Source organism: uncultured Gilvimarinus sp. (assembly GCF_963972205.1).
Classification (GTDB): domain Bacteria; phylum Pseudomonadota; class Gammaproteobacteria; order Pseudomonadales; family Cellvibrionaceae; genus Gilvimarinus; species Gilvimarinus japonicus.
Genome location: NZ_CAXAUC010000001.1, coordinates 591,114 through 616,230 on the forward strand (window position 1 = coordinate 591,114; position 25,117 = coordinate 616,230).

Here is a 25,117-nt window from a genome sequence, read left to right on the forward strand (position 1 = left end):
GGTAGGTTTTATGTCTCCCTCCGTAATAGGCACTACCTTGTTGGCCATGTTGGCGTTTGCGGGCAACTCGGTGCTGTGCCGGCTCGCTTTGTCGCCCGACAGCTCGGCCATAATTGACCCTGCAAGCTTCAGTGCGATCCGCTTGCTTAGTGGCGCCGTCACTCTGATACTGATTGTACTTTGGCGAGAGCGCCGCTTGCCGCCCATGGCGGGGTCCTGGGGCGGTGCGGCTTCTCTGTTTGTGTATTTGTTGGGGTTCTCTTACGCCTACGTGCAGCTCGATACCGGTGTTGGCGCTCTTATTCTGTTTGGCGTGGTGCAGCTGGTTATGTTGTTTGCAGCTTTGCGGGCAGGCCACCGGTTACAGCTTGCCGAGATCGCCGGGCTGATGCTGGCACTGGTTGGTTTGCTGCTGCTATTGCTACCCGGTGCGACGCGCCCCAATTTGCCTGGCGTTTTGTTAATGGCGTTGGCGGGCGCTGGTTGGGCGCTATACAGTCTGGCCGGGCGCGATGCGGGCGCACCGTTATTAGCCACATGGGGAAACTTTATGCGAGCCTTGCCGCTACTGGGGTTGCTACTGGTGGTTCCCGTATTTTTGCCCGATCAGCCGTTGCGGTTCAATACCGCTGGGGTGTGGCTGGCTTTGGCCTCCGGCAGTGTCACCTCGGCACTGGGGTATGCCATTTGGTACCGGGCACTGGCTGGGCTCGAAGTAACGCAGGCCGGCGTTGTACAGCTGTCAGTTCCGGTGCTGGCAGCGCTCGGCGGGGTGTGGTTTGTGGGCGAGGCGTTAAGCCTTCGCCTGCTCTTTAGCGGCGCCTTAGTACTTGGTGGAATTTATTGCGTTTTACAGGTGCGTGAGCGCCGCCAAGCTTAACTTTAAACCCCTAATGTGTAACGAATTTGCAACCTTTTGCTCTGTGCTAAATTACAAGCATATTTATAGTTGACAAGGCTAAGCAGGGGTATATACTCGATATTGCTTGAAAGTAAGTCCTATATTTATGCCACACCAAAGTATCGGTACGCCTTTAGTTCTGGTCCGTTTAGTCATAAGTAATAGCAACACTTTTAGCGCACAACCGCCTCACAAGAGGCTTACTCATTGATTGAACAGGATTGACACTATGTCTACTACAACAGGTACCGTTAAGTGGTTTAACGAAGCAAAAGGTTTTGGCTTTATCGAGCAAGAATCTGGTCCAGACGTTTTTGCCCACTTCAGCGCTATTGTTGGTTCAGGTTTTAAAACCTTGACCGAAGGCCAAAAAGTTGAGTTCACCGTAACTCAAGGCCAAAAAGGTCCTCAGGCTGAGAACATCGTAGGCCTGTAAGGCTTAGATTTCGAAGTCTCAGACCTCTGAGTCTAAAGACTCGCTGCCACGGCAGCTACTTGCTCTAAAAGGGTAGGTAAAAAAAGGGTAGGGCATTTGTCCTGCCCTTTTTTATTGCCGGTCTGTTTTGGGTTGCGCAGTAAATCTCGAGTCTATAATTGACGCGCCAGCGCACAACGCAAACGAATTGATAGGTAAATGCATTGCAAGAATTGAAATTTTCCAGCCTAGCGCTGCGCCCCGAGCTGCTGCAGAGCGTTGCCTCGCTGGGCTACAGCGCCATGACGGCGATTCAGGCCGAAAGCTTGCCCCCCGTGCTGGCGGGTAAAGATGTTATCGCTCAGGGTAAAACCGGCTCGGGTAAAACAGTGGCCTTTGCGCTGGGCTTACTGGCGCGGCTAAACGTTAAACGCTTTGCCGTACAATCGCTGGTGTTGTGCCCGACGCGCGAACTGGCCGATCAAGTCGCCAAAGAGATTCGTAAGCTGGCCCGCAGTATCCACAATATTAAAGTACTGACCCTGTGCGGTGGTATGCCATTTGGCCCTCAGGTAGGCTCGCTGGCGCACGGCGCGCACATTGTGGTGGGCACGCCGGGACGCATTTCCGATCACTTGCGAAAGGGCAATTTGCAGCTCTCTGAAGTCCACTCGCTGGTGCTGGACGAAGCCGATCGCATGCTCGATATGGGCTTTGCCGAAACACTGGATGAGATCGTTGCTGAAATTCCTGTCAGCCGTCAAACGCTGCTGTTTAGCGCCACTTACCCAGACACAATTGCCAAAGTGGCCAGTCGCGTTATGCGCGATCCGGTGATGGTCACCGTTAAAAGTACACACGATACCTCAAGTATCGAGCAGCATTTTTACAGTATTAACGACGCAAACCGCGATCAGGCGGTCATGCAGCTATTGCGCGATCACCGGCCAGACTCGGCGGTCATTTTTTGCAATACCAAGCGTGAAACTGCGGCATTGGCCGAGCTATTGCGTAACAAAGGCTTTAGCGCTGCAGCGCTACACGGCGATTTAGAGCAGCGCGATCGCGACCGGACGCTGGTGATGTTTGCCAACAAAAGCTTAACCGTATTGGTGGCGACGGACGTCGCGGCGCGAGGCTTGGATATCGATGCGTTGGATGCGGTGATTAATTACCAGCCCGCGCGCGATAGCGAAGTACACGTACACCGTATTGGCCGTACTGGCCGCGCGGGCAATAGCGGCTTAGCGGTCACTTTGGTGGGCGAGAAAGAGGCGTTTAAGGTTGCGCGTATCGGCCAGTATGCCGGGCAGGAGTATCACTGCGAGCCGTTACCCGGCGCCGGTGGCGATAGCTCAAGCTATTTGCCGCCAATGATAACCCTACAGATTGATGGTGGTAAAAAGCAGAAAGTACGGCCGGGAGATATCTTGGGCGCGCTCACCGGCGCTGACGGCATTGCCGGCACCGACGTGGGTAAAATTCAAATCTTTGATCAAAGTGCGTTTGTCGCGGTAAGGCGCAAAGCGAGTGATGAAGCGCTGCGTAAGTTATCCGCCGGAAAACTCAAAGGACGCAGCTTTCGGGCGCGACGCGTCACCAAATAAACTTGCTGGCTAAATCGCTTAGTGGCACCGTCATGGCTGCCACCAAGCGGGTGTTTTAGTTAATTAACGATTACCGCTGGGCCGGGGTGAACGATTAGCCGGTGCTTTTTTCTTGGCAAAAGGGCCGCTTTTCGCTTCAACATTTTTACCTGCGCCGGATCGCCCGCCACCGGGTTTGCCGCTGCGAGGTGAGCCGTCACGGCGCTGGCGACCACCGCCTGGGCGCTTAGGGGCTGCCCCCTGAGGTTTTTTGGGCTTGGGAGCGCGGCGCGTCAAGCTAGACTCGGGCACGTCGTGGGTTGGCTCAAAACCATCGACAATCTGGCGGTCCAGTAAGGTTTTGGTCAAGTGCTCGATATCGCTTAGCTGCTTAAACTCGTCGGCACTTACCAGCGATACTGCTTGTCCTGTCGAGCCCGCGCGACCGGTACGGCCGATACGGTGAACGTAATCTTCCGGGACGTTTGGCAGGTCAAAGTTCACCACTTGTGGTAGCTGGTCAATGTCTAGCCCGCGAGCGGCAATGTCCGTCGCAACCAATACCCGAATCGCACCCGCTTTAAAGTCGGCCAGCGCTTTGGTACGCGCGCCCTGACTTTTGTTGCCGTGAATCGCGGCAGCGCGAATATGTGCCGCCTCGAGCTGCTTGGTAAGCTTGTTGGCGCCGTGTTTGGTGCGGCTAAACACCAGCACTTGCTCCCATTGGTTATCCATAATCAGGCGGATTAACAAGTCGGGCTTTTGCTTTTTGTCTACCGGGCATATCCACTGCTTAACCGTGGGCGCTGTGCGGTTGCGTGGGGTCACGGATATTTCCACCGGCTCGTGCACCAAGCCTTTGGCTAGGGCGCGAATCTCTTCAGAGAAGGTGGCCGAAAACAACAAGTTCTGCCGTTTTTTGGGTAGCACCGCCAAGATCTTCTTAATATCGTGGATAAATCCCATATCCAGCATACGGTCCGCTTCGTCCAACACCAGCACTTCTAAGTGGTCAAACTTAACGGCGCGCTGATTGTACAAATCCAGCAGGCGACCGGGGGTGGCGACCAATACGTCGACGCCGCCGCGCAGCTTCATCATTTGCGGGTTGATCTTAACCCCGCCAAACACAACGGTAGAGCGCAACTGCAAGTATTTGCCGTAGGTGGCAACGCTCTCGCTCACCTGGGCGGCCAGCTCACGGGTGGGGGTAAGCACCAGCACGCGGGCTTGGTTGGCACCGGCTGATTTACCTTGGCTGAGCTTTTCCAGGATCGGCAGAGTAAAGCCTGCGGTTTTACCCGTTCCCGTTTGCGCCGCCGCCATCACGTCACGGCCCGACAATACCGCCGGTATTGCTTGCGCCTGAATAGGCGACGGCTCGGTATAGCCTTTTTCATCAATGGCTTTAAGGATTGGGGCGGATAGGCCCAACTGGGTAAAACTCATAGGTGGTAAATCCTGTGGTGTGACCGGTACGCAGATGCGAATGCTCGCCATTGCGTGAAGTATGGAGTGGCCGCGCATATTACAGTATCTCCCCGCCGTGCGCTATGCTTAACAGCCTGCCACCCTTAACTGTTAACCCGAAGCGAGACCGGTACCCCAATGAATATCGACCAGCTCAAAGCAACGATTACCACGATCCCTGATTACCCCAAGCCAGACATTAATTTTCGCGATGTAACCAGCTTGCTGCAAGTACCGGAGGCGCTGCGTGAAACTATACGGCTAATGTGCGAGCCAAACCGCGACTCGGGCATTGATAAAATCGTCGCCATCGAGGCGCGAGGGTTTGTGTTTGGCGCCGCCATGGCGCTGGAGCTTGGCTGTGGCCTAGTGTTGGCCCGCAAACCGGGCAAGCTGCCAAGGGCCACTCGCGCGGCCGCTTACACGTTGGAGTATGGTGAGAATACTCTGCATATTCATACCGATGCGATACACGCGGGCGAGCGGGTGCTATTGGTGGATGATTTGATCGCTACGGGAGGCACGGCAGAAGCTGCCGTCGAGCTAATAAAGGGCTTTGAGGCCACCTTGGTGGGAGCCGCTTTTGCGGTAGCTTTGGTAGATTTACCCGGGTTGGCTAAACTTTCAGCATTGAGCGTTAAAGTACACCATGTCATTGAATTCGAAGGAGATTAACAGTGAGTAGGTTAAAGAGTGTGGCTTTCTTAACGTTGCTAGTCGCGGTGCAAGCAGCCTGCACCAAACAAGCGGTGTACGAGAGTGCTCGCAATGAGTCGCGCTGGGACTGCGGCAAATTACCGCTCAGTCAGCAAGCAGAGTGTCGCGAACAAAGCTCTGTAAGTTACCAAGAGTACGAACGTGAGCGGCAGGCGCTGCTTAAAAGTCAGGCGCCCTCAACGGAGCAATAGAGTTGGTCGCGGGCGTGGTTTTGAGTATGATACGCAGCCCCAGCCGCTAATAGCGAGGAGCTGGCGGTCAACTATGAGGTCGGTATGGCGGTAATTATTGGGTTAATCGTTGTTTATATTCTGTGCATTGTGTTTGTGCGTACGCGCAACCGGGCAACCTTTCCTTTAACTCGGCAACTGTCTGATTTCTCGACCTTTATGGTGCCTTTTAACTTGCCGGCTTACGGCTTGTCTAAAGTGCCCACCACGCCGCGCGTTAGTATCGAGAACTTCCCTGAGTTGGCGATTATTCAAGATAACTGGGAGGTAATTCGCGACGAGGCGCTGGCCCTGTACGAAGGTGGCAACATTACTGCCAAAGAAGACTTGCCCGCCAGCAGCTTTTACAAAGATAACCGCTGGACCAGTTTTTACTTAAAACTCTATGACCACCGAATTCCCTCGGCCTACGACTTGGCGCCCAAAACGATGGCACTGTTAGAGCAGGTCCCTTACTTAAACTTGGCGCTGTTTGCGGTATTAAACCCCGGTAAAAAGCTCAACCAGCACCACGACCCATTTGCCTACACCTTGCGCTACTCTTTGGGTTTGAGTACACCCAATAGCGACAAATGCGGTTTGCAAGTAGATGATTTTCACTACGTTTGGCGCGATGGCGACAGCATTATTTTTGACGAGACTTACCTGCACTCGGCTTATAACGAGACTGATACGCCACGTATTATTTTAATGACGGACATTGATCGCCCCCTTAAACTCGGTTTTGTGCAAAAAGGGTATTGGTATTTTGGTCGCTTTTTTAACCGTCTTTTTATGATCGATAATGTCGACGCGACTAACTCAGGTATTGGCAATAAGTTGGGCAAGGGCTTGCTGGGCTATCAAAAACTACTAAAGTCTATCAAGCGCAAAAACCGTACGGCTTACTATGCTGGCAAGTGGGTGGTGATAGGCGCCTTACTATTGCTGATCGCCAGCGCCATCTGGTAAACAGCTTAGTGGTAAGTGGCTTATAGCCTGCCAAACTCCCGCTCCAAGGTGCGCAGCAGTAATGCCACCTTGGTGATGCTCTCTTGATATTCACTCTCGGCATCGGAATCAGCCACAATGCCGCCGCCACCGTAACAGTGCATCCGCCCCTGATCGCAGATAACCGTGCGAATCGCAATATTGCTGTCCATGCGCCCGCAGGTGCTAATATACCCAAGGCTGCCGCAGTAGGGGCCGCGTCGATAGGGCTCAAGCTCATCAATGATGCTCATGGCGCGCACCTTTGGCGCACCGGTAATCGAGCCACCGGGAAACGCCGCGCGCAATACATCCAGAGAGCTAACTCCGGGGCGCAGGCGGCCGGTGATGGTGCTGACCAAATGGTGAACGTTAGCAAAACTCTGTAGCTCAAACAGTGTCGGGGTTTTTACCTCACGGCAGGTTTTGCTTAAATCGTTACGCAGCAAATCGACAATCATCAGGTTTTCGGCGCGATCTTTATCGCTGTTGCTCAGTGTTACCTGATGTTTTTTATCTTCCTCCGGTGTGCGGCCTCTCGCGATCGTCCCTTTGATGGGGCTGGTGGTTGCGATGCCATCGTCACAGGCGATAAACCGCTCGGGCGATAAACACAGCAATGCGCCGTTTTCTAAGGGCACATAGCCGGCAAAAGGTGAGGGCAGTTGGGCGCGCAATGCCAGGTAGCCGGCGAGTGGGTCGCCTTGGTAAGTGGCGCTGAAGCGCTGGGCAAAGTTAACTTGGTAGCAGTCGCCCTCTAGGATGTGCTTTTGGATAGTATCGAATTTTTGAAAGTAATGCTGTTTATCAGAACATCCTTCGAAGTCACTGATATTAAGCGATTTACTGTCGTATTCTAGAATTAACTTTAAGTCATGCAGGGCGGTAAGACGCGCTAAAACAGGGCGGGTGTCCACCTCAGGCTGTGCCACCAACACACTTTTTTGCCGTTGGTGATCACTAATTACCGCCCACGAATAAAGGCCAAAGTGCATATCGGGCAGCGACAAATCTGCCTCGGCGTGAGCCGGAATTGACTCCAGCCGGCGGCCTAGATCGTAGCCAAAATAGCCCAGAGCACCGCCACAAAACGGGAGTGCTTCGCCATCGAGCACAGCGGCTTCGCACGGCGTGGGCAACAGTTGCTCGAGTAGCCTAAAAGGGTCTTCCTGGCTTTGGCTGGTGTCGCCGTGCCGCACGATCGTGGTGATATCGCCCCGCGTGGTAATCCGACTGTGGGGAGCCGCTGAGAGAATATCGTAGCGGCCTTGTTGGCTCATGGGCTGGCAACTGTCGAGCCAAATGGGGTCGGGCAGGGATTTTAGCGCGGTAAAAAAAACCACGCTATCGCGCTGGTACGGGAGTTCTACTACCTGAGGTTGGTCGAGCATGTCAGCGGCAATTACCTAAGCGTGGCATCAATAAGGCAGGCATTGTAGCCCCGTGACCGCCGCTGGCCAACCGGCCATCCATATTACTCCGTAGTGGCAAGTGAGTCGGGTGACGGGGCGGCGGTGCCCGCCTCGCTGGCCAGCGCTTGCATCATATAGTCTTGTAGCACGCGGGGCGACTGCTGCAGCAGCAAATCGATGTTGCGATTATTGCCGCAAAGCCCCTCCGTTGCCTCGGACCAAAGCCTCGCGGCCTCTTCAAGCAAGCGGCTAAAAACTACCGGTCGGTCAAAGAAAGCCTTAGGATTGTTTTGGCAAAATAGCGTGAAGCAATGCAACGCCTCTACCACCGCACTTTTGTAATAGCTCGGGTGTAACGACTGGGTTAAGTGGTCGATAAGCTGGGCAAAGCTCTCCTCGCCAGAGGTCATAGAACTGCGGATCAGCTCGCAATCAAGCGAGTATTCATCGCTGTCACTGTCGCCAAACACTAATGTATTGGCACTCGCCAAGCTCTGCCAAATCGCCTGTAAAAACTCGTCGTCAAAGCGCGTAATAAAACCTCTTGCCAAGCGCCACTCAAACCAATCGGCGCCCACCGCGTTGGCGGCAATGGCGTCACTCCCTTGCAGTAAGGACGACTGCTCGTGGCCCAAGTGAAAGCTATGGTTAACGCCCTGGGAAAACACCTTGCGCTGAGAGTCGAGTACTTTGCGCAGTTTGTTGTAGAGGTACGATGGTGACTGAGTGGCGAGCCACTCAATGGGGGAGAGCGCTTCGTTATCGTAGTGCGAGCACAGTAAAATAAAATTGTGCAACGCAATAGAGCGCAGCCCCTCAAATAAGTAGGGTCGGGTGCGCAGTAAGCCGCCGATGGCGATGATGGCCTCTTGCGCAAGGGCGCGCTCTAACGGGTGCGATAAAACCTTAACCAAACCGTCGATAATCTCATCATTGGTTAGTTGCGAGCTAATGGTCAGCTCACTGTCGTTATCCTCACCAATGGTGATTTTTAAGTGGCGTGCCGCCAGTAAGGTAAGGCTGTTGGCCAGATCATTATGGCCGTGTTGCAAATACGCAAAGCAGATACGCGCGAGCGCCCAGCGGTTGGTCTGCTGGGCATAATGAGACAGCGCGGTAAACATTTCGCGCAAGCTCAGGGTGCCATCGTCACTGGCGATGTCGCTTAAGTTGCGCCCGGTCATGGCGCTCTCAAACGCCTGAGTAAGCGTATTAGGATCATCGCTGTTAACGCTTTCCATAAGCTGACGGGCGCTCGCCGTTAACTGTTGATTGCTAAAAGGCAGCTCAGTTATTACCGGCGTGTGCTGTGTTTTGATGGGCGTTAAACAAATGTCGGGCAATGCAAATTTAGTCGCGCGCGAAGCTCGCAGCGCCAAACTTGCCGATGCGTTGCCGACATGCTCGTGAGTCGTGCGCAACTGCAAGTCTTTGAGTGCTTTAAACAACACGTCTGCATTGGGTACGGCGCATAAGTCGGCGCTAATTTTAAGAGTAAATACCGCCACCTCCGGGTCAATCCAGTGCTTGCGAATATGGTTGATCTCAGAGATTAAGCACTCGGTAAAAAACTCGGCATCAAACAAACGGTAATCGTTTTCTTCGCTTTGTAACCAAGACAAACACAGACACGATTTATTGTTGATGCGAAATGTATGCGATGTCGCCAAGCTTTGTAAGCGCCGGCGCGGCCGACCGGTTAGACCTAACGCATCGTTGGCGCCAACGCGGGTGTAAACCTCCACTAAATGCGGCGCTGTTAGCACAGTGATGGGTTTAATATCCTCCAGCGACTCGGCAATGACTCCATTTTTAGCCAGGGTGCTTTTAACTTGATCGCTCTCGGCCAGTACCACCAAAGCGATTTGGGCCTGAGAAAAGCGCGTCGAGCGGCGCCGGATATACAGCGGATCTAGGTCTTCGGTGTTGAGGTAGCCTTCATCTAAGAGCAAACCGGTATAGTAGAGGCTTTGCGCCCATACCAGCGGAATGTTCTCATTGGGTTGCCTAGGTTGCGAACGAGGTTGTTTCTTCTCGGCGGCAACGTGCTCCTGCTCTAAGTAATAGAGCTCAGGTATCAAGCCAATACCGTCTTTGGTCACCATCAAAGATTCGATTTTTTTGCGGTAGTGAGCCGCCGTAGTGCCCAGTTCATCAAACAGGGCGTTGATGTACAAGTAGGTATAAAACAACGGCCATTCCGATTCGATATGTTCAAATTCGGCCAGCTCGGAATGTTCGTAATAAAGCCGCGAATTTTCCTCGATTGCGGTTTGGTGGCCATCCCACAAAAATCGTTTACAACCGTAATTGCCACCTAGCTTGGATAAAATAGTGTCGCGTGTTTTGGTCAGTAGCTCGACCCGGCCCACCGCAAACGCGGGAAAACCAATCACCGATAACAGCGCGCTATCGACTTCTTTAGACAAAGACTCACGCGGGAGCAGGGCGCCCAACGTATTACGTGCCAACGATACCGCGTCGGGTACCACATGGATAACCGCGCGACGGGTTGCGTGTGGGCCAAATAAATTCAGACCATCCAGTGCTTGCAAAGCCGCTTTAGCCATACCCACAGAGCTGGCGTTTATCTCAGTTAGACCGTTGTTGATTTTATTGCCACGCTCCCAAATACCAAAGTCCGGGGTCCGGTAAGCGCTGGATATGTAATAGACCAAATTTTGTACAAAATCGACTTCGCTGCCGGTGCAGACAATACGCAAACCTGTGGCCGACATCTGTGCGAGCATTAGCAAAAAAATCGAGGTCGCGTCGATCTGCAAGTGTCCCCAGGCGTCATCGGCCACCACGGGTAAGCCCGTCGCTGTGTCGTATTTGGCGTGGAGCGAATCAAAGGGGTCTAGGGTGTGTTTAAACTTTTCGACTTTCTCCGCTTGGCGCATCATAGATTGCAACAAACCACGCATCAGCTTAATGGTGGATTGCTGCAGCAAATCGCAGCGGTTTTTTTGCCCAGCGCGATCCATGGCGATACTGAGCGCCCAGACACTAATAATCGAATAGACGTTGTCCCGTACCCAGGCGTCGGTGTAATCGCCGTGATGGGTTGATGCGGTGCTGGCGGGCAGCAGCCCGGTAACCGGGTGCTGGCGTGCCAGAATAACCGTTTTTATTTCGCGATAAATGCGCTCTAGTGTCTCGTTTTGCCGTTTCATTTACATCTCTTCTGTCGTCAATACACGGAATGGTCTGTGCGAGTCATCGATCACGGGTTGGCGCCGCAAGTGTCGGCTGTGCAATCGGCAAGCCAATCAAACTCGTAAGACAGCCCCTGTTGAGTGTAATGTGAGTATCTGTCGCGATTGTGACGAAAAGAAAGGTATTGCGACCAGTTGCTTGAGTATAACGCCGGACTACCACACGGGTGCAAGTGTCATCGGCCTAGAAACGGCACTTTTTGACGCGGTTGCACATCCGTTATTGGCATCTCGTTACCCAGTGCACAGCGCCCGTGCAGGTCGCGATATTGTGGGGCGTGAGGGGTTACCCTTAAAGCGCCTCGGTTAGCGACTTGTCACACTGCTTGATACGGTTTTTCAGTTGCGTGTTTTCTTGCCGGAGTCGCTTTAGCTCACTTCGTAAGGCATCTATCGCATCAATGCTATGCACCATAAACTCGCGCCGCCAGCGGTAGATGTTAGACTCGCGAATATTCTGTTGTCGCGCCACCTCGGCGGGCGTCAAGCCGCTGTCGAGCAGTGCCAATGTCTGGCGTTTGAAGTCACAGGTGTAATGTTTGCGTTTTTTCGGTTTACTGAGTAGTCCCACGTGGCATCATCCCTGTGTTGGTGAGTGTTCTTGGATAAATATAAAGCGGCAAAGACGGTATTCTAGCAATAATACGAGTGATAACCACTATCGTTGTTTGATGTAATTAACAAAAACTCGCTATGCTGCCGTCAGGGAGGGGTGCCGTTAATAAGAGTGCATAATCTGAGCTTGTGATAACCACGTGGGCTGCTGTAGGACTGGAGATACACAATTTAACATAATATACATTATGCGCATAATAGGTTTTGAATGCTGGGGTTGGCATTCGGCAAATTTTGGTTAAAATCGAGCCTTGGCATTATTAGATGCAAATACAATAACAGCAGCACATTATGTTGGTACCCCAGTAAGGTAAGGAAGCACACATTTGAACTATTGGACTATTCTCGAGATCTCGCCCACCAACGACCAAAAAGTTGTCAAGGCCGCTTATTCTCGTCTTTTAAAGCAAATCCGCCCAGATCAAGATCCCGATGGTTATCAGCGCTTGCGCGAGGCGTTTGATTGGGCGCGAAGCCAGTGCAAACGTATGACGGCTGAACCGCACAATCAGAATAATAGCACCGTCACGACAGAATCCACAGAATCGCGACATTCACCGCCAGAGCGGCCATCGCCATCAACGCACCGGGATATTGCGAAACAAATGGCCCATAACCTTCGGGAACGGGACGGCTCTGTTGATGCTGACGCAGCCACGGCGCAGGCCGTGCATCTGCGCCAGGAACAAGAGCAGACTGCACATGACGAAGCCAGCGCGCTGGCTTCGCATTTATTTAATTTGCCATCTGCCGACGCTAAGCTCGCCTATTTTGAATCCCTCATCGAAGGGACCCGATTACTTCACTTAAAAACCCGGTCATATTTTGAAGTCATGCTCGCCAACGGACTTTGTTCGTATCGCGGTGTCGACATGCCCTATGCGCTTGTCCAGTCGGCGGCAACGGAATTTAGGTGGTTTGACGAGCAACACTCAGACCCGGATAAGCGCGCCAAACTGGGCTACCTTGCGGCACGTTTAAATACCTATCGCCACTATTATAATCATCTGATTCTCCAGCCTAGCCAAGGTCGCGGAGAAGAGCTTCCGGCCTCCAAGCTTTTACTCGGAAATTACCGGCCGCGGTATTTTGAGTTTATGCGTTTTCTGGGGCTCCATAACCGCCCCACTCGGGTTTTTACCCGCCAGTTTGCGCACGCAGTTGACAGCGACATGTGCCCCGAGCTCGATACCGATAGTTTTCACTGGTGGCGCGTCCAGTTGGAGAAAACTCGGTTCTCGGTCATTCATATCGTCGTGGCACTTGCTGTTCAATTTTTCTTAATGCCATGGACAACAAGCGTCTCGTTAGAAACTTATCAGCCTTATCTTACGTTGAGCCTCTGGGGTGTTACCTCTGTGGCAGTGTGGGCGTTAGATCGACTTTATCATCGTTACCGACAGAGCCTTGCGCAACGCTGGAACAGCCTAAAAGAAAAACGCAGCACCAATGTTGCCATTTCAATTGCCTTTGTATTATCTGTGTATTGCTATCGCCACACATCGACGCTGGAGATGCAAGAGCTGACCTTGGCGCTGGTTGCGTTCGCCCTACTGCTCGGTTTTTTGAGGTTTGGTGTTCAGGGCTTACTGTTACTGATTTGGGCCAGTGCCATATACTCATTTAGCTTTGTACTGCTGGGTTTTGAAGAGCAAAATCCACACCTTGGAGGTTACGCATTAATTTTGGGGTTTGTTTCTGTCAATGTATGTTTAGCATTAATGGATTATTTGCCCGAGAGAGTATCGGACTTTATCGCTAAAAAGGGATTCACTATTTTCCTGTTTGGCACGTTAGTGTCATTTGTAACCTCTTTTGCGTATTTAAAACTTATCACTCTTATATAGTCAGGGGACGACATGGCCTTAATTGGTATAGACCTTGGTACAACAAACAGCTTAGTTGCCTACTGGATCGCCGAAACTGGCGAGGCAAAGCTAATACGAAATGCATTAAATAAAACCATGACGCCGTCGGTTGTAGGACTCGACGATCAGCAGCGTATTATTGTGGGCGACATTGCCAAGCACCGTTTAATTACGCACCCCAACCTGACGGTGTCGGAGTTCAAACGATATATGGGTACCGACAAGGAGTTTACGCTGGGCGCTAAAAAGTTTCGCGCTGAGGAGCTCTCTGCCCTACTCTTAAAAAGTCTAATCGCCGATGCCCAGACACATTTAACAGAGAAAATTGACAGTGCCGTCATCAGTGTGCCGGCCTATTTTAGTGATGCACAGCGCAAGGCAACGAGAGATGCCGGGCGCCTGGCGGGAATTGAGGTTAAGCGCCTAATTAATGAGCCAACCGCGGCCGCTATTGCTTACGGACTACACAACAACGAAGACGATACGACCTTTTTGATATTTGATATCGGTGGCGGTACGTTTGATGTGTCAATTCTCGAGTTATTTGATGGCGTCATGCAGGTCAATGCAACAGCTGGAGATAACCGCTTGGGCGGCGAAGACTTTGTCGACGCATTGCTCAGTCATTTTTTACAGAAGAAAGATATTGTGCGCTCCGACTTGTCGGCAAAACAGATCGCTCAGTTGCGATCACAATGCGAACAGGCCATGAAGCAGCTCTCCACCGAACACAATACCTGCATTGAATTTTTTGTAGGTGAAGAGCCCCTCCAACTGACACTAACTCGCGATTCTATTGAGACTTGCTGTGTGGATTTACTGCGCCGCCTTAGGCTCCCTCTAGAGCGATCACTCCGCGACGCCAATTTGCAAGGCGATGACTTAGACGCGGTGGTGTTGGTAGGCGGCGCATCGCGTATGCCAGCAATTCGCTCGATGGTGTCAAAAATGCTGGGTAAAATTCCTCAGTCGCACATCAACCCCGATGAGACAGTCGCCCTTGGCGCTGCAATTCAGGCCGCCTTAATTGAGGGGGATGCCTCGCTATCTGAGGTGGTTTTGACGGATGTTGCGCCTTACACCCTAGGCGTTGGCGTAGTGAATGAACAGGGATTTTTTGATAGTGGCGAATTGTTCCATCCTATTATTGATCGCAATAGCCCGGTCCCCGTAAGTCGAATGGACCGTCTGGTGACCGTGCGCGATAATCAAACCACACTACATATCGTGATATATCAAGGCGAAGCGCGCTTAGTAAAAGATAACATCAAACTCGGCGAACTCTCTTTGGCCGTGCCTCCTGCCGCTGCCGGAGAAGAGTCGGTAGAAATTCGCTTTACCTATGACATCAGCGGCTTACTGCAGGTAGAGGCAGAGGTCACGTCAACCGGCGATAAGCAGCAAGCGATTATCGAAGGTAACCCTGGAACCTTAACGGAAGCGGAGATTAAAACCCGGCTCGCCGAGCTTGCGTCCCTTAAGATTCATCCGCGCGAGAACGAGCGCAATGCTTTATTAGTTGCCCGCGGCGAGCGCCTTTACGAACTCGCTCTTGGAGGCCTGCGGGAGTACATAAAAGATATGCTGGGAAACTTTGAGCAAATTCTACACGGCCAAAATATCTCGGAAATTGACGCGGCCGCTAAAGAGCTAACGATTATTTTTGATCAAATAGAAAGAGAGTCGCCACTGTACTAGCGCGCTTTTGCCGCGAGTTCAGTGGCGCAGTGCGATGCGAAGGACGCTAAGCTTATTATTAATAAGCCTCGGAAAAAGTACTTTTGAACGTGCAACCGTACGGTACCCGGTAGTACCCTAACGGTTGCAAGGTGATGTTGTAAGTAATGACATGATCGCTATCGAGGTTCGCATATTCTTTATAAGATTCGGTTTTAGAGTACCTGAACTGCTCACCACTGTTAGAAAGTGTGATCTCATCCGAGGTTTCCCTCCACTCCAGAGCTGCCAGTTTGGCCTTGCCGATCGGCAAGCTAAAATCGCTGGCGACTAGACTGCCATCTTCAAACAGCTCATATACGTACTCCGTGTCACAGTCGGTACTGACAAACTCAAAATCGGTTACCGTTATGGGAAAGACAGCTCTAACCCTGTTGCTCGTTGATGCATTGGCAGTGACGCCTTCGGGCACAAGGTAGAGCCCAATATTGCCTGCGGTGTATTCGTGTTTGCCAAGCTTATCGGTGTAGACGGAGTAATTGTGTTCAGCCCATAACCCGTTCGCGTCTAATACCGCATCGATTGCTTGCAAGTCGGCGTCAATGCCGTCGTGGGGATAATAAAGAATAGCGTTATTGTTAGACGGCGGCTCATTATCTCGCATTTTGACCGAGAAGCCTCGCGCTTCAAGACCTGTGCGAATGGCTTCCTGCTCAACGTCGGGAAGGTTTTTGGCGTGTAGATGAACAGTCGTACTGGAGCACCCCACTAAAACACTAAGGGCGATCAATGCACAGACTTTTAATACCGCCATAACAGTGTCCTAAACTCAGTATGTGATGTGTTTAGCCTGAATAAATCAACACTCGGTGCCTATTTTTTACATAAGCTCCATATTAACAAGCTTTTGTTTTAAGTGATCGAGCGCGTATTTGGCTCTTGCCGATAACGGCCATTCGGCGCGATGAATTAACCATAGCGTATCCATAGCTGTGTAATCAAATTCCGCTACACTTATCGCTTCGTTACGGACAAACGCTTTGCGTGCGTATCTGGGTAACACGGTAAAGCCTAGGCCACGCGCCACTGGCTCGAGAATCAAGCCGACTTGGTTAATAAACCCATGCACTGGTATATCGCGAATACCGCCGGCATTTGGGTAGGCACGGCTCAGTATACGGGTTGCCATACTGCGCCCGTCGGGGTGATCAATAAAGCCAAGCCGCTGTAAATCTTGCCACGAGTTGACAGTAGCCCCCGCTGGTGTCACGAGTTCAAGCGGCTCTTGTGCAAAGTGACTTACCGCTACGTGTGGATTGTCAGGTTTAGTGCTGAGCAAACCAATTTCATACTCGTTGTTTAAAACCGCGTTTAGTACATCGGTATCGGGAGCAAACTTGTGATGAATCGCAAGTCCAGGATGTGCGCTTTGTAGCTCTAGCAATAGCGGGTATAAAAACAAACCGCTACTACCCGGAGTAACTAGGCTCACCTGCCCTTTACTTTGCTCCCCACCGGACAATCGCAACGTTAGTCGCTGCCCTGCTTGTTCTAGTTCAGCACAGTATGCCAACAAAGAGTGTCCGGCCGGCGTGAGGTCTATCTGGCGGGTACGGCGAATCAACAAAGGGCCGAGCTGTTGCTCCAAATGGTTGATGTGCTGGCTAACGGCCGCTTGAGTGAGTTTTAACTGCTCTGCGGTACGGGTAAAGCTACCCACCTCAGCAAGTACAGTAAAGGAGCGGAGCCATTGCGGATTCAGCATAAAAATAACTTATCAAGGCTATAAGTGGTTGATGGTTTTCATTATAGCTTATTGAGCCTAAGCTTAGGTTACTTTATCCCTAACCACCAAATTTGGAGAGTCGGCATGACCTACCCCCGCAGCTTTTCTCATATCGGTTTATCGGTCACTGACCTGGAAGCCGCCGTAAAATTTTATACCGACGTATTAGGTTGGTACCTGATTATGCCCCCAACCACTATTGAAGAAGACGATAGCGCCGTAGGGGTTATGTGTACGGATGTGTTCGGCGCGGGGTGGGGCTCGCTTAAAATTGCACACCTGTCTACCGGGGATCGTATCGGCGTTGAGATATTTCAGTTTAACAACGCCGAGAGGCCGGACAATAATTTTGAATATTGGAAGACAGGAGTGTTCCACTTTTGTGTGCAAGACCCAGACGTAGAAGGTTTAGCCGAGAAAATTGTCGCCGCCGGCGGTAAGCAAAGAATGCCAGTGCGTGAATACTTCCCCGGCGAGAAGCCCTACCGCATGGTTTATATGGAAGACCCTTTTGGCAATATTTTAGAAATTTACAGCCATAGCTATGAGTTAACCTACTCGGCCGGTGCTTACGGTTAAAGGCATGAGCGGACTATTGGCATTGCCTTTAGCGGCGATGCCAATAGTTTTAATACTCGATTACATCGTTGTCTCTAACGCTACTTAACTCGAGCACCTTATTGTTTTGGAGTGTTTTAGGCCAGTCATCTTCTGGAGCGCATGAATTGTTACCGATTGAGCTTCTTTCTCGAAAAGGGCTGAATTGATAAATACGTTCCGCTGCGCCACAACCACTCTAGGGGGCCGTATAAATAGTGTTTAAGCCATATATAGCTAAAAATACCCTGAGCGATATAAATTACTAATCCCAGAATGACGAGAGCGAATGCCCCCCAATCGCTAAAGGTATAGCCCAGCGCCCAAGGAGCAAACAAGATACAGCCGATCACTCCCTGCATAATGTAATTGGTCAGGGCCACCCTGCCATAAGGCGCGAGTAATTGCAGATAACGGCTGATGCGCTCGGAGTAGTAAAGTGCGAGGAAGCCACTTACCAGAGCGCCTGAAAATGTGATTAAACTGAGGTCATTAAGCGTCTGAGCCAGAACAAGCCCTCCTGACAAATGGACGCCCTCGGCCCTAAAAAACACGCGTGTGTTTTGCTCAGGCATTACTGCGTGCAATGCGGTTATGGCGGCTGTGGCCGCGGTGAAGCCCAGAAATATCAGTAGTAGTTGCCTTCTGTGGTACTGCGCTCGTTCCAGGAACCGGCTGCGCCCTACCAATAACCCCAAAATAAACAACGCGAAGGTCACGTAGCCTCTGCCAATAAAGCCAAACTGGTAGTTAAGCTTTCCCTCTAAACGTTCGGCATAGTTGTGCTTAGCTGAATTGATAAAAGAAGGGTTGGCGATGTGCTCGGGCGGAGATCTTCTCGCCTGTGGCTCAGTGTCGGTAGCGCGCTCCGTTAGGCTAGTCTGCTCGGGAAGTTGTTGGTTGTGATGGTAGACCTGAGCGATGCGAGGCGCTCCCAAGACGAGTGCGGCACACAATAGCAGCAATACCCATGACTTTACCCGGTAAAGTGTTAGTAGGAGTATGCCAAACAGCCCATAAACAGAAATAATTTCAACGCTGTAAAAGGAATGGCACAGCAGGCCGAAAAACATTAAAAGCAGCATTCGCCACACAAAACGACCACGAAAATCTATGCCTTTTTGGGCAGCCTTATCCATTTGAATAAACAAGCTCATGCCAAATAGAAAAGCAAAAATATTGATAAAGCGGCCCATGACGAGATTACTTCCTATCCACTGCACCGCGGCATCCATGTGTGGATAATGAAGGATCTCCTCCGCTGACGGGGCCAGTCTGTAGCCAAATTGTTGCAGCATATGCATAACAATAATGCCAAGTAAGGCAAAGCCACGCAGCGCATCTAATGCACTGATACGCTTTAGGGGAGAGGATAAAGATTCGGACATAGATGTTTCGCTCATGGAAAATTTACAGTGTTTAATGAATGGTGTTGAGAAGTTTTTGCGCGCCTTGCGCGGACTGCTCGCTTAGGCGTGCCCCATTGTCGCGTTTGCCCTCCCCCTTCAATAGCAACTACGTATTGACCGTTAGGGTGAATATGCCAGTTGCTTCGGCCTTAGCCGAAAAGCTAATCACCGCAGGAGCCGCATCGTCAGCAGAAGGTATCACGGGAAATCGAATGCTCCTGAGGGCTCTATGAGGCCTGATGTCGTTTTGCGTAAGGTTGCAGGTACTGCCGCTCGCCTAGCAGTTGGTAAAGGGCATTGGCCAGCGCCGGGAATACCGGTGGGAATGGCGGCTCACCCAGTCCGGTTGGGTCTATTGAGTTTTCGACAAAGTGGACATCAATATTGTCGGGGATTTCGTTTATGCGAATGATGCGATAGCGGTCAAAATTTTTCTTATCTGGTACGCCGTCGGTAAACGTCATCTCACCAAACAAGGCATTGCCTATGCCATCAATAACGGCACCCTCGACCATATTGATGGCGGAATCTTTATTGACGACGATGCCGCAATCGAGCGCGCTGTATACCTTATCTACTTTAGGCTCGCCCTCCCCTTGCTTAACGGTAATAACCTGTGCGGCGTAAGAGTTGTGACAAAAATACGCTGCGACACCCTTGTGGGTTGTGCCGGGCATGGCGTCCCAGCCAGACTTTTCGCGTACCAGCTTTAGTACGCCGGCATAACGCGCCGGATCATAGTCGTTGTTGTCGCCCACTGGGTTGTTTTTTGCTCGATCAAGCAGAGCTAGGCGAAAGTCGATAGGGTCTACACCGGCGGCCTCAGCTAGCTCGTCTAAGAACGATTGCTCGGCTGACGCCATAAAGTTCGAGCGCGGGGCACGAAAAGCTCCAGTGGTGATATTGGAGTCAATGGCCTTTGCCTCCGCCAGGTAATTATCGACCGCGCCGGCGGGAAACCGATTTTCATGCACGCAGTGCTCGGACAGCCCCCCCCCTTTTACCTGATAAGCGACGAGTTTTTTGTCTTTGTCTAAAGCGGCTTTAATACGCACCGTATAGCTTGGGCGATAGATGCCCATGGTCATATCGTCTTCACGGGAATAAATCAGTTTCACAGGTGCCTTTACCTGTTTTGCGATGACGGCGGCCTCGACTAAATAGTGCGAGTAGGCGCGCCGACCAAAACCGCCGCCCATACGGGTGAATTCGATGTGGATTTTCTTTTTGGCAATACCCAAACGACTCGCCAGAGTGTCTTGAATAAACACCGGCGCCTGTAAAGGGCCTGCCACATGCACTCCGTCACCATTGATTTGTGCGAAGAAGTTCATCGGCTCCAGGGTGTTATGCGCCAGATAAGGTGAACGATAGGTTCTCTCTATAACCGTTGCCGCTGAATCAAAGGCGCTTATCACGTCACCATCCTCGCGCAGAGTATTCAGCTCACCCGCCAAAGCCTGATCCATTTTCTTACGATGATCAGTGGTGTTTTCGAGCCCCCCGGGGGTGGTCACACTCACCTCGCGGCCGAAGGCGTTCATGGTTTCCGTACGAGAGGGAAGGTTTTTCCATTGCGGCTTTAACGCTTTTTTGGCTTTCATAACCTGCCAGGTTTTTTCGCCAACGATGGCAATCAAGCGTGGAAAGGCGTTGGTGTCAAAATAGTTTTTTTGCTGTTCGGGGCTTATTGACTCAAAAATAAAGGCATCTACAATGCCCGGCATTTTCTTGATCTCATCGAGATTGGCAGATTCTACGGTCTGACCAAAAGCCGGTGGGTGTTCGATCATGGCGATTTTCATGCCCTCGGCTTGATAGTCAATACCAAACAGTGGCTGGCCGGTAACGATTTTTTGCCCTTCTTGATTGTGACGTGACTTACCAATCAACTCAAAACTGCTTTTGTCTTTTAAGCTGACTTCGTCCGGCGTGGGCATTTGCGATGCGGCGGCTGCCATCGCACCGTAACTGCTCTGTTTGTCGTTTTTAGTGTGGGTTAACGTACTATTTTTAGCGATAATTTCGCTAGCAGGTACTTGCCACTGCTGCGCGGCGGCTTGTATTAACATATGCCTTGCGCTGGCCCCAGCCATGCGTAGACTTTGCCAGGCGCGACGTATAGATTGGCTGCCACCGGTGAATTGTCGCTCGTAGGCACGGGCATCATAGTTGGCTTGTTTGGCGGTAATGCTTTGCCAGTCAGCGTCCAACTCTTCTGCCAAAATCATAGGCATAGAGGTCATTAAGTTTTGGCCAAATTCCGGGTTCGGCACCATGGCGGTAATTTCGCCTGATGAGGCGATCAACAAGTAGGCGTTAAGCTCGAAGGGTTGATCGGGAACCATTCCGGCCGCCGCATCACCGGCACCGGTGGGCGCAACGCCCCAGCTAAAATTAATCATTAAACCACCACCGGCGGCGGCACTGGCCTGTAAAAAGCGGCGACGGCCTAGCGAGGTCTTTATTTTATTTGCAAGGTTTCCTGTTGCGCTGTTCATCTGTACCCCTAGCTTTTAGCGGCTGTTTTGATGGCTGATTTAATACGCCCATAGGTACCGCAGCGGCAAATGTTGCCTGACATGGCGTTGTTGATGGCCGCGTCATCGGGGTTGGCGTTTTGCGCCAGTAGTGCAGCAGCCGACATGATTTGGCCGGCCTGGCAGTAGCCGCACTGCGCCACATCGTGTTCTAGCCATGCCTGTTGCACCGGATGATCCCCGTCCTCCGACAAACCTTCAATCGTTGTTACTTTACTCTCGCCGATCGCTGAAATAGGAAACGAACAAGATCTGACGGCACTGCCGTTAACGTGAACTGTACAGGCGCCACATTGAGCGATACCGCAACCAAATTTAGTGCCCACCAACTGGAGTTCGTCACGCAGCACCCACAGTAAAGGTGTGTCGGCATCGGCCTCGATGTTTCTTTGTTGTCTATTAATCGTCACGGTGTAAGTTGGCATAGCGTGTTCCTCTGGTTGACGCTAATTGAAGTTGCAAGCTTTTAAAGTCGTCCTGTGTATCAATGTCGCGGCATACTCCTGAATCCTCTACCGCAATTGTTTGGTAAGTCGCGTGATAATGTTTGAGTATTTTCGCGGCGCCCTTGTCGCCGTGCAGCTCGGCAAGCTCGGGCCAAAAGCGGCGACCAAAAAACACGGGGTGACCTATTTGATCGGCCCAGATTGGCCGAATAATATTGTCTGGGTTTGCTTTACAAGACAATTGCGTCAAGGTGCTTGGGGTAATATGAGGTATGTCGCCGAGCCAAACCGCGGCGCTCTGAACATTGGCTAGTGCGTCATCCGTTAGCAGTGCCTTAAAGCCGTCTGCCATACTGGCCCCCTGCCCCTGTCGGGCATGCTGTGTGCGGCACACCGGCGTCTCCGGCGCCAGACCCAGTGCGCGGATATCATCATCGTCACGAATAAGCACGCGGCAGTTGGTAAAAAAACGTGCCGCACTGGCGTAGCTCGCAGCCAGTAACGTCTGATGTTTATCGAGCTTGGCGGATCGTTTATCGGCGCTGCCAAAGCGGTTTGAAAACCCCGCCGCGACGATGAGCGCTACTAAGTGGTCGCTGTGAGTGACCCATTGATCAAAGCTCATGACGCGCTTTACCCCGTTGCACTCGCAGTATGTCGGCCATAATTGCCAGTGCAATTTCGGCGGGCGTTTTGCTGCCAAGCGCCAAACCAATAGGCATGTGAATGCGCGCGATGTCTTTTGCCGTTAAGCCGCCGGTACGTTGTAACCGCTCGGCACGAGCTTGCGATGTTTTATGAGAGCCCATCACACCAATATAAAAAGCCGGGGTGTGGATAGCTTCCATTACCGCTAAGTCATCGATTCGAGGATCGTGGGTTAAACCAACAATAGCTGTCGCGCGGTGGCAGGTGTCGGGCGCGGCGATAAACAGCGATGGGAGCATATATTCAGCGCGTATCCCCGGAACGTTAACGTTGGCCCAGGCTTCTTCGCGTGGATCACAAACGACCACTTCAAACCCCATCGCCAACGCAAACTCGGCGCAATAGATCGACACGCTTGAGACACCGGCGATAATCAGACGCGATACGGGACCCACGCGAACATCCACAAACCGATCATCCGGGTCTAACCAGACGCGCGCGCCTTGGGGTTCATCGTGCAGTAACTGTGCGCCTAAACTTTGTGGTGAATTATCAAGCGCAATTCGGCGCGTTTTAACCGTTTGTCCATCAAGAGTCGTTAGTACGTTTTCCAGATGGTTGATGTTTTCCGGTACGGGGGCAAGCTGCTCGATCAACACATCCAGGCTACCGCCACAGGGTAAGGTAACCCGGTGGTTGCCCATATTGCCTTCTGCTCCGTAGCGAATACGCTCGACCGCCTTTTGGAAACGTCCATCACCGAGCTGCTGGAGAAAGTCCTCCTCCACACAACCACCTGAGAGCGAACCCACGTGTTGGCCATCCGCTTTGGCGGCCATTAACGAGCCTGGCTCGCGAGGTGACGAGCCAAAGGTGGCGAGGACAGTGCAGAGCCATGTGGATTCACCGCTGCGCAGCCATTGTAGTGCCTGTGAAATAACGTGTTTATCAAGATTTTGCATGGGTGTTTTCGCGTTGGTTGGCGTTGGCGCTCAACGACGAGAGCCATGAATTTACGTGATTCATGGTATCCCTTTCTTGGTCGCACTCTTGTGAATAAGCATCAAGAATCGTTGCTCTAGGTGCGAGCTGCTTAAGTACTGTGACGCTGTCGCCCAAACCGTATTTACCGTGGGTAATAAAAGGCGCAACGGTTTTATCGGTTAAATCATGCTGCGCCATAAATGATCGAATCACCGGTGGTGCGGTCATTCCCCAGATTGGAAATCCGATAAATACTTGTTCATAACCCATAAGGTCGGGAACCCGTTGCTCGAGTGGCGGTTGATAGCCCGCATCGCGCTCACGACGGGCTTGTTCGACAGTGGCCTCGTAGTCGGCGGGGTATGGCGTTGCGGGCGCAATCACGAATAAATCGGCGTCGAGCGTTCGTGCAAGCTGCTCGGCCACCACCCGAGTGTTACCCGAGCGGCTAAAGTAGGTAATTAACACAGTGCTTTGGCGCGGCTTGGCGTTGCCCGCACGTTCAGGCACAGCCTTGGTTTTGTTGGCCAGAGTACCCAGTGTGCCCAATAGGGGTAGCGACATCAGCCGTGTTAATAGTTGCCGTCGTGGTAGCACCATTGGCTCCTCTTAAAGCATTTAAGAGATAGTAGAAGCCAAGGCGGTAACAGACAAGATCAAAAATAGGGATACGTTGTTGAGTAAAACTCATTAATGCGAGTTGCCACTGTATAATGATTACTCTTTGTGGCGTAACGCTTCAACAATGATAGGAAAAGCCCCAGAGGCTTGTTTTCGGTTGGGGTAATAAAGATGATAACCGGTATAGGGTATACACCACTCGTCTAGTGTACGCACCAATCGCCCGGCTTTTATATGCTCCAGTACGGTATCCTCCGGTACATAGGCCAGGCCCTGTCCGGCCAGCGCCGCGCGCACAATGGGGCTGACACTGTTGTAAATCCACTGCCCGGAGACCTTCACCTTGAATTCTCGTCGGTCTTTATCATCAAAAACCCAAGGCAAAAGTCCGCCGTGGGTGGGCAAGCGAAGGTTGATACAGCTGTGCTCGGTCAGCTGATAAGGGGTGGTAGGTTTCGGGTGTTTGGCAAAATACTCCGGCGAGCCCACGACGGCAATGCGTTGATCGGGCCCAATACGCACCGCGATCATGTCTTTGTCCAGTTCATCTCCCAGCCGAACACCCGCGTCAAAACGCTCGGCGGCGATGTCTGTACGGGCAAAGTTTACCGAGACTTCAACGGTAATGTCCGGGTATAGGGGTAAAATTTTTGCAAGTTTGGGCCAGATAATGCTGTTGGCGGCGTGCTCGGCGGTGGTAATACGTACCGTGCCGGCAGGTTTTTCACGCTGCTCGCGCACGGCCTCCAGGCCTAAATCAATTTCATCAAAGTGCGGGGCGATCCGCTGGTACAGACGCTCGCCCGCCTCGGTGGTCGAGACGCTGCGGGTAGTGCGGGTTAGTAGGCGAACTTCCAAACGTGTTTCCAGCGCTCGAATGGCATGGCTGAGTGCTGATGTGGAAATTCCCATCTTCGCGGCGGCGCGGGTAAAGCTACCCTCCCGTGCTATTTCGACGAATGCGAGTAACTCGCTGTAACTATTTTTTGAGGCCATTGTTGAATAATA

Annotated in this window: 22 protein-coding genes; 9 read left to right on the forward strand and 13 right to left on the reverse strand. The window is 51.9% G+C overall.

Going from position 1 to position 25,117, the window contains the following annotated elements; translation table 11 throughout:
- The first annotated feature begins 10 nt into the window (after positions 1 to 10).
- From AACY82_RS02510 to dbpA, 3 genes are all read left to right on the forward strand, one after another.
- On the forward strand, positions 11 to 880 hold the full coding sequence (locus AACY82_RS02510; RefSeq protein WP_339615178.1) for a DMT family transporter: 870 nt from the start codon (positions 11 to 13) through the stop codon (positions 878 to 880).
- 250 nt (positions 881 to 1,130) lie between these two features.
- On the forward strand, positions 1,131 to 1,337 hold the full coding sequence (locus AACY82_RS02515; RefSeq protein WP_041523209.1) for a cold-shock protein: 207 nt from the start codon (positions 1,131 to 1,133) through the stop codon (positions 1,335 to 1,337).
- A gap of 203 nt (positions 1,338 to 1,540) precedes the next feature.
- Entirely contained in the window at positions 1,541 to 2,923 is a 1,383-nt protein-coding gene (dbpA, locus tag AACY82_RS02520; RefSeq protein ID WP_339615179.1) for an ATP-dependent RNA helicase DbpA, read from the forward strand.
- Positions 2,924 to 2,986: 63 nt separating this feature from the next.
- Here dbpA and AACY82_RS02525 read toward each other — a convergent pair whose 3' ends face one another.
- Complete coding sequence (locus AACY82_RS02525) at positions 2,987 to 4,351, reverse strand: DEAD/DEAH box helicase (RefSeq protein WP_339615180.1); 1,365 nt, start codon at positions 4,349 to 4,351, stop codon at positions 2,987 to 2,989.
- Positions 4,352 to 4,510: 159 nt separating this feature from the next.
- Between AACY82_RS02525 and AACY82_RS02530 the strand changes: the two genes are divergently transcribed.
- The 3 genes from AACY82_RS02530 (at position 4,511) to AACY82_RS02540 (ending at position 6,270) form a co-directional block, all read left to right on the forward strand.
- Positions 4,511 to 5,047 carry an adenine phosphoribosyltransferase gene (locus tag AACY82_RS02530; protein WP_339615181.1) on the forward strand — a complete coding sequence of 179 codons (537 nt, stop codon included), beginning with the start codon at positions 4,511 to 4,513 and terminating at the stop codon, positions 5,045 to 5,047.
- A gap of 2 nt (positions 5,048 to 5,049) precedes the next feature.
- Positions 5,050 to 5,280: a hypothetical protein gene (locus AACY82_RS02535; protein ID WP_339615182.1), complete on the forward strand. Its 231-nt coding sequence runs from the start codon at positions 5,050 to 5,052 to the stop codon at positions 5,278 to 5,280.
- An 84-nt stretch (positions 5,281 to 5,364) separates the two neighbouring features.
- Complete coding sequence (locus AACY82_RS02540; protein ID WP_339615183.1) at positions 5,365 to 6,270, forward strand: aspartyl/asparaginyl beta-hydroxylase domain-containing protein; 906 nt, start codon at positions 5,365 to 5,367, stop codon at positions 6,268 to 6,270.
- Positions 6,271 to 6,290: 20 nt separating this feature from the next.
- Here the strand turns inward: AACY82_RS02540 and pabB are convergent, their stop codons facing one another.
- The 3 genes from pabB to AACY82_RS02555 form a co-directional block, all read right to left on the reverse strand.
- Positions 6,291 to 7,679, reverse strand: a complete 1,389-nt coding sequence (pabB, locus tag AACY82_RS02545) for an aminodeoxychorismate synthase component I (protein ID WP_339615184.1) — start codon at positions 7,677 to 7,679, stop codon at positions 6,291 to 6,293.
- 83 nt (positions 7,680 to 7,762) lie between these two features.
- Positions 7,763 to 10,876 (reverse strand): glycoside hydrolase family 15 protein, encoded by a 3,114-nt coding sequence (locus tag AACY82_RS02550; protein WP_339615185.1) that lies wholly within the window; start codon positions 10,874 to 10,876, stop codon positions 7,763 to 7,765.
- A gap of 334 nt (positions 10,877 to 11,210) precedes the next feature.
- A complete protein-coding gene (locus tag AACY82_RS02555) occupies positions 11,211 to 11,489 on the reverse strand; it encodes a transposase (protein ID WP_339615186.1) in 279 nt (92 codons plus the stop codon).
- A 532-nt stretch (positions 11,490 to 12,021) separates the two neighbouring features.
- Between AACY82_RS02555 and AACY82_RS02560 the strand changes: the two genes are divergently transcribed.
- Both AACY82_RS02560 and AACY82_RS02565 read left to right on the forward strand, forming a co-directional pair.
- A complete protein-coding gene (locus AACY82_RS02560; RefSeq protein WP_339615187.1) occupies positions 12,022 to 13,380 on the forward strand; it encodes a hypothetical protein in 1,359 nt (452 codons plus the stop codon).
- 12 nt (positions 13,381 to 13,392) lie between these two features.
- Positions 13,393 to 15,099: an Hsp70 family protein gene (locus tag AACY82_RS02565; protein ID WP_339615188.1), complete on the forward strand. Its 1,707-nt coding sequence runs from the start codon at positions 13,393 to 13,395 to the stop codon at positions 15,097 to 15,099.
- A 58-nt stretch (positions 15,100 to 15,157) separates the two neighbouring features.
- Here the strand turns inward: AACY82_RS02565 and AACY82_RS02570 are convergent, their stop codons facing one another.
- A complete protein-coding gene (locus tag AACY82_RS02570; protein WP_339615189.1) occupies positions 15,158 to 15,892 on the reverse strand; it encodes a hypothetical protein in 735 nt (244 codons plus the stop codon).
- 66 nt (positions 15,893 to 15,958) lie between these two features.
- The gene (locus AACY82_RS02575) at positions 15,959 to 16,843 is read right to left on the reverse strand and encodes a LysR family transcriptional regulator (RefSeq protein ID WP_339615190.1); all 885 of its coding nucleotides are present in this window, start codon (positions 16,841 to 16,843) and stop codon (positions 15,959 to 15,961) included.
- Positions 16,844 to 16,948: 105 nt separating this feature from the next.
- On the opposite strand from AACY82_RS02575, the gene AACY82_RS02580 reads away from it, so the two are divergent.
- A complete protein-coding gene (locus AACY82_RS02580; protein WP_339615191.1) occupies positions 16,949 to 17,443 on the forward strand; it encodes a lactoylglutathione lyase family protein in 495 nt (164 codons plus the stop codon).
- A 149-nt stretch (positions 17,444 to 17,592) separates the two neighbouring features.
- Here the strand turns inward: AACY82_RS02580 and AACY82_RS02585 are convergent, their stop codons facing one another.
- From AACY82_RS02585 to AACY82_RS02615, 7 genes are all read right to left on the reverse strand, one after another.
- Complete coding sequence (locus AACY82_RS02585; protein ID WP_339615192.1) at positions 17,593 to 18,849, reverse strand: DUF418 domain-containing protein; 1,257 nt, start codon at positions 18,847 to 18,849, stop codon at positions 17,593 to 17,595.
- Between the two features lie 248 nt (positions 18,850 to 19,097).
- Positions 19,098 to 21,371 (reverse strand): molybdopterin cofactor-binding domain-containing protein, encoded by a 2,274-nt coding sequence (locus AACY82_RS02590; protein WP_339615193.1) that lies wholly within the window; start codon positions 21,369 to 21,371, stop codon positions 19,098 to 19,100.
- A gap of 8 nt (positions 21,372 to 21,379) precedes the next feature.
- Complete coding sequence (locus AACY82_RS02595; protein WP_339615194.1) at positions 21,380 to 21,835, reverse strand: (2Fe-2S)-binding protein; 456 nt, start codon at positions 21,833 to 21,835, stop codon at positions 21,380 to 21,382.
- The gene (locus AACY82_RS02600) at positions 21,810 to 22,481 is read right to left on the reverse strand and encodes an NTP transferase domain-containing protein (RefSeq protein WP_339615195.1); all 672 of its coding nucleotides are present in this window, start codon (positions 22,479 to 22,481) and stop codon (positions 21,810 to 21,812) included. The genes AACY82_RS02595 and AACY82_RS02600 overlap by 26 nt, the downstream gene beginning before the upstream one ends.
- On the reverse strand, positions 22,471 to 23,466 hold the full coding sequence (locus tag AACY82_RS02605; RefSeq protein ID WP_339615196.1) for an XdhC family protein: 996 nt from the start codon (positions 23,464 to 23,466) through the stop codon (positions 22,471 to 22,473). The genes AACY82_RS02600 and AACY82_RS02605 overlap by 11 nt, the downstream gene beginning before the upstream one ends.
- Entirely contained in the window at positions 23,453 to 24,088 is a 636-nt protein-coding gene (locus tag AACY82_RS02610) for a flavodoxin (RefSeq protein WP_339615197.1), read from the reverse strand. The genes AACY82_RS02605 and AACY82_RS02610 overlap by 14 nt, the downstream gene beginning before the upstream one ends.
- A gap of 117 nt (positions 24,089 to 24,205) precedes the next feature.
- Positions 24,206 to 25,105, reverse strand: a complete 900-nt coding sequence (locus tag AACY82_RS02615) for a LysR family transcriptional regulator (protein ID WP_339615198.1) — start codon at positions 25,103 to 25,105, stop codon at positions 24,206 to 24,208.
- Positions 25,106 to 25,117 lie beyond the last annotated feature (12 nt).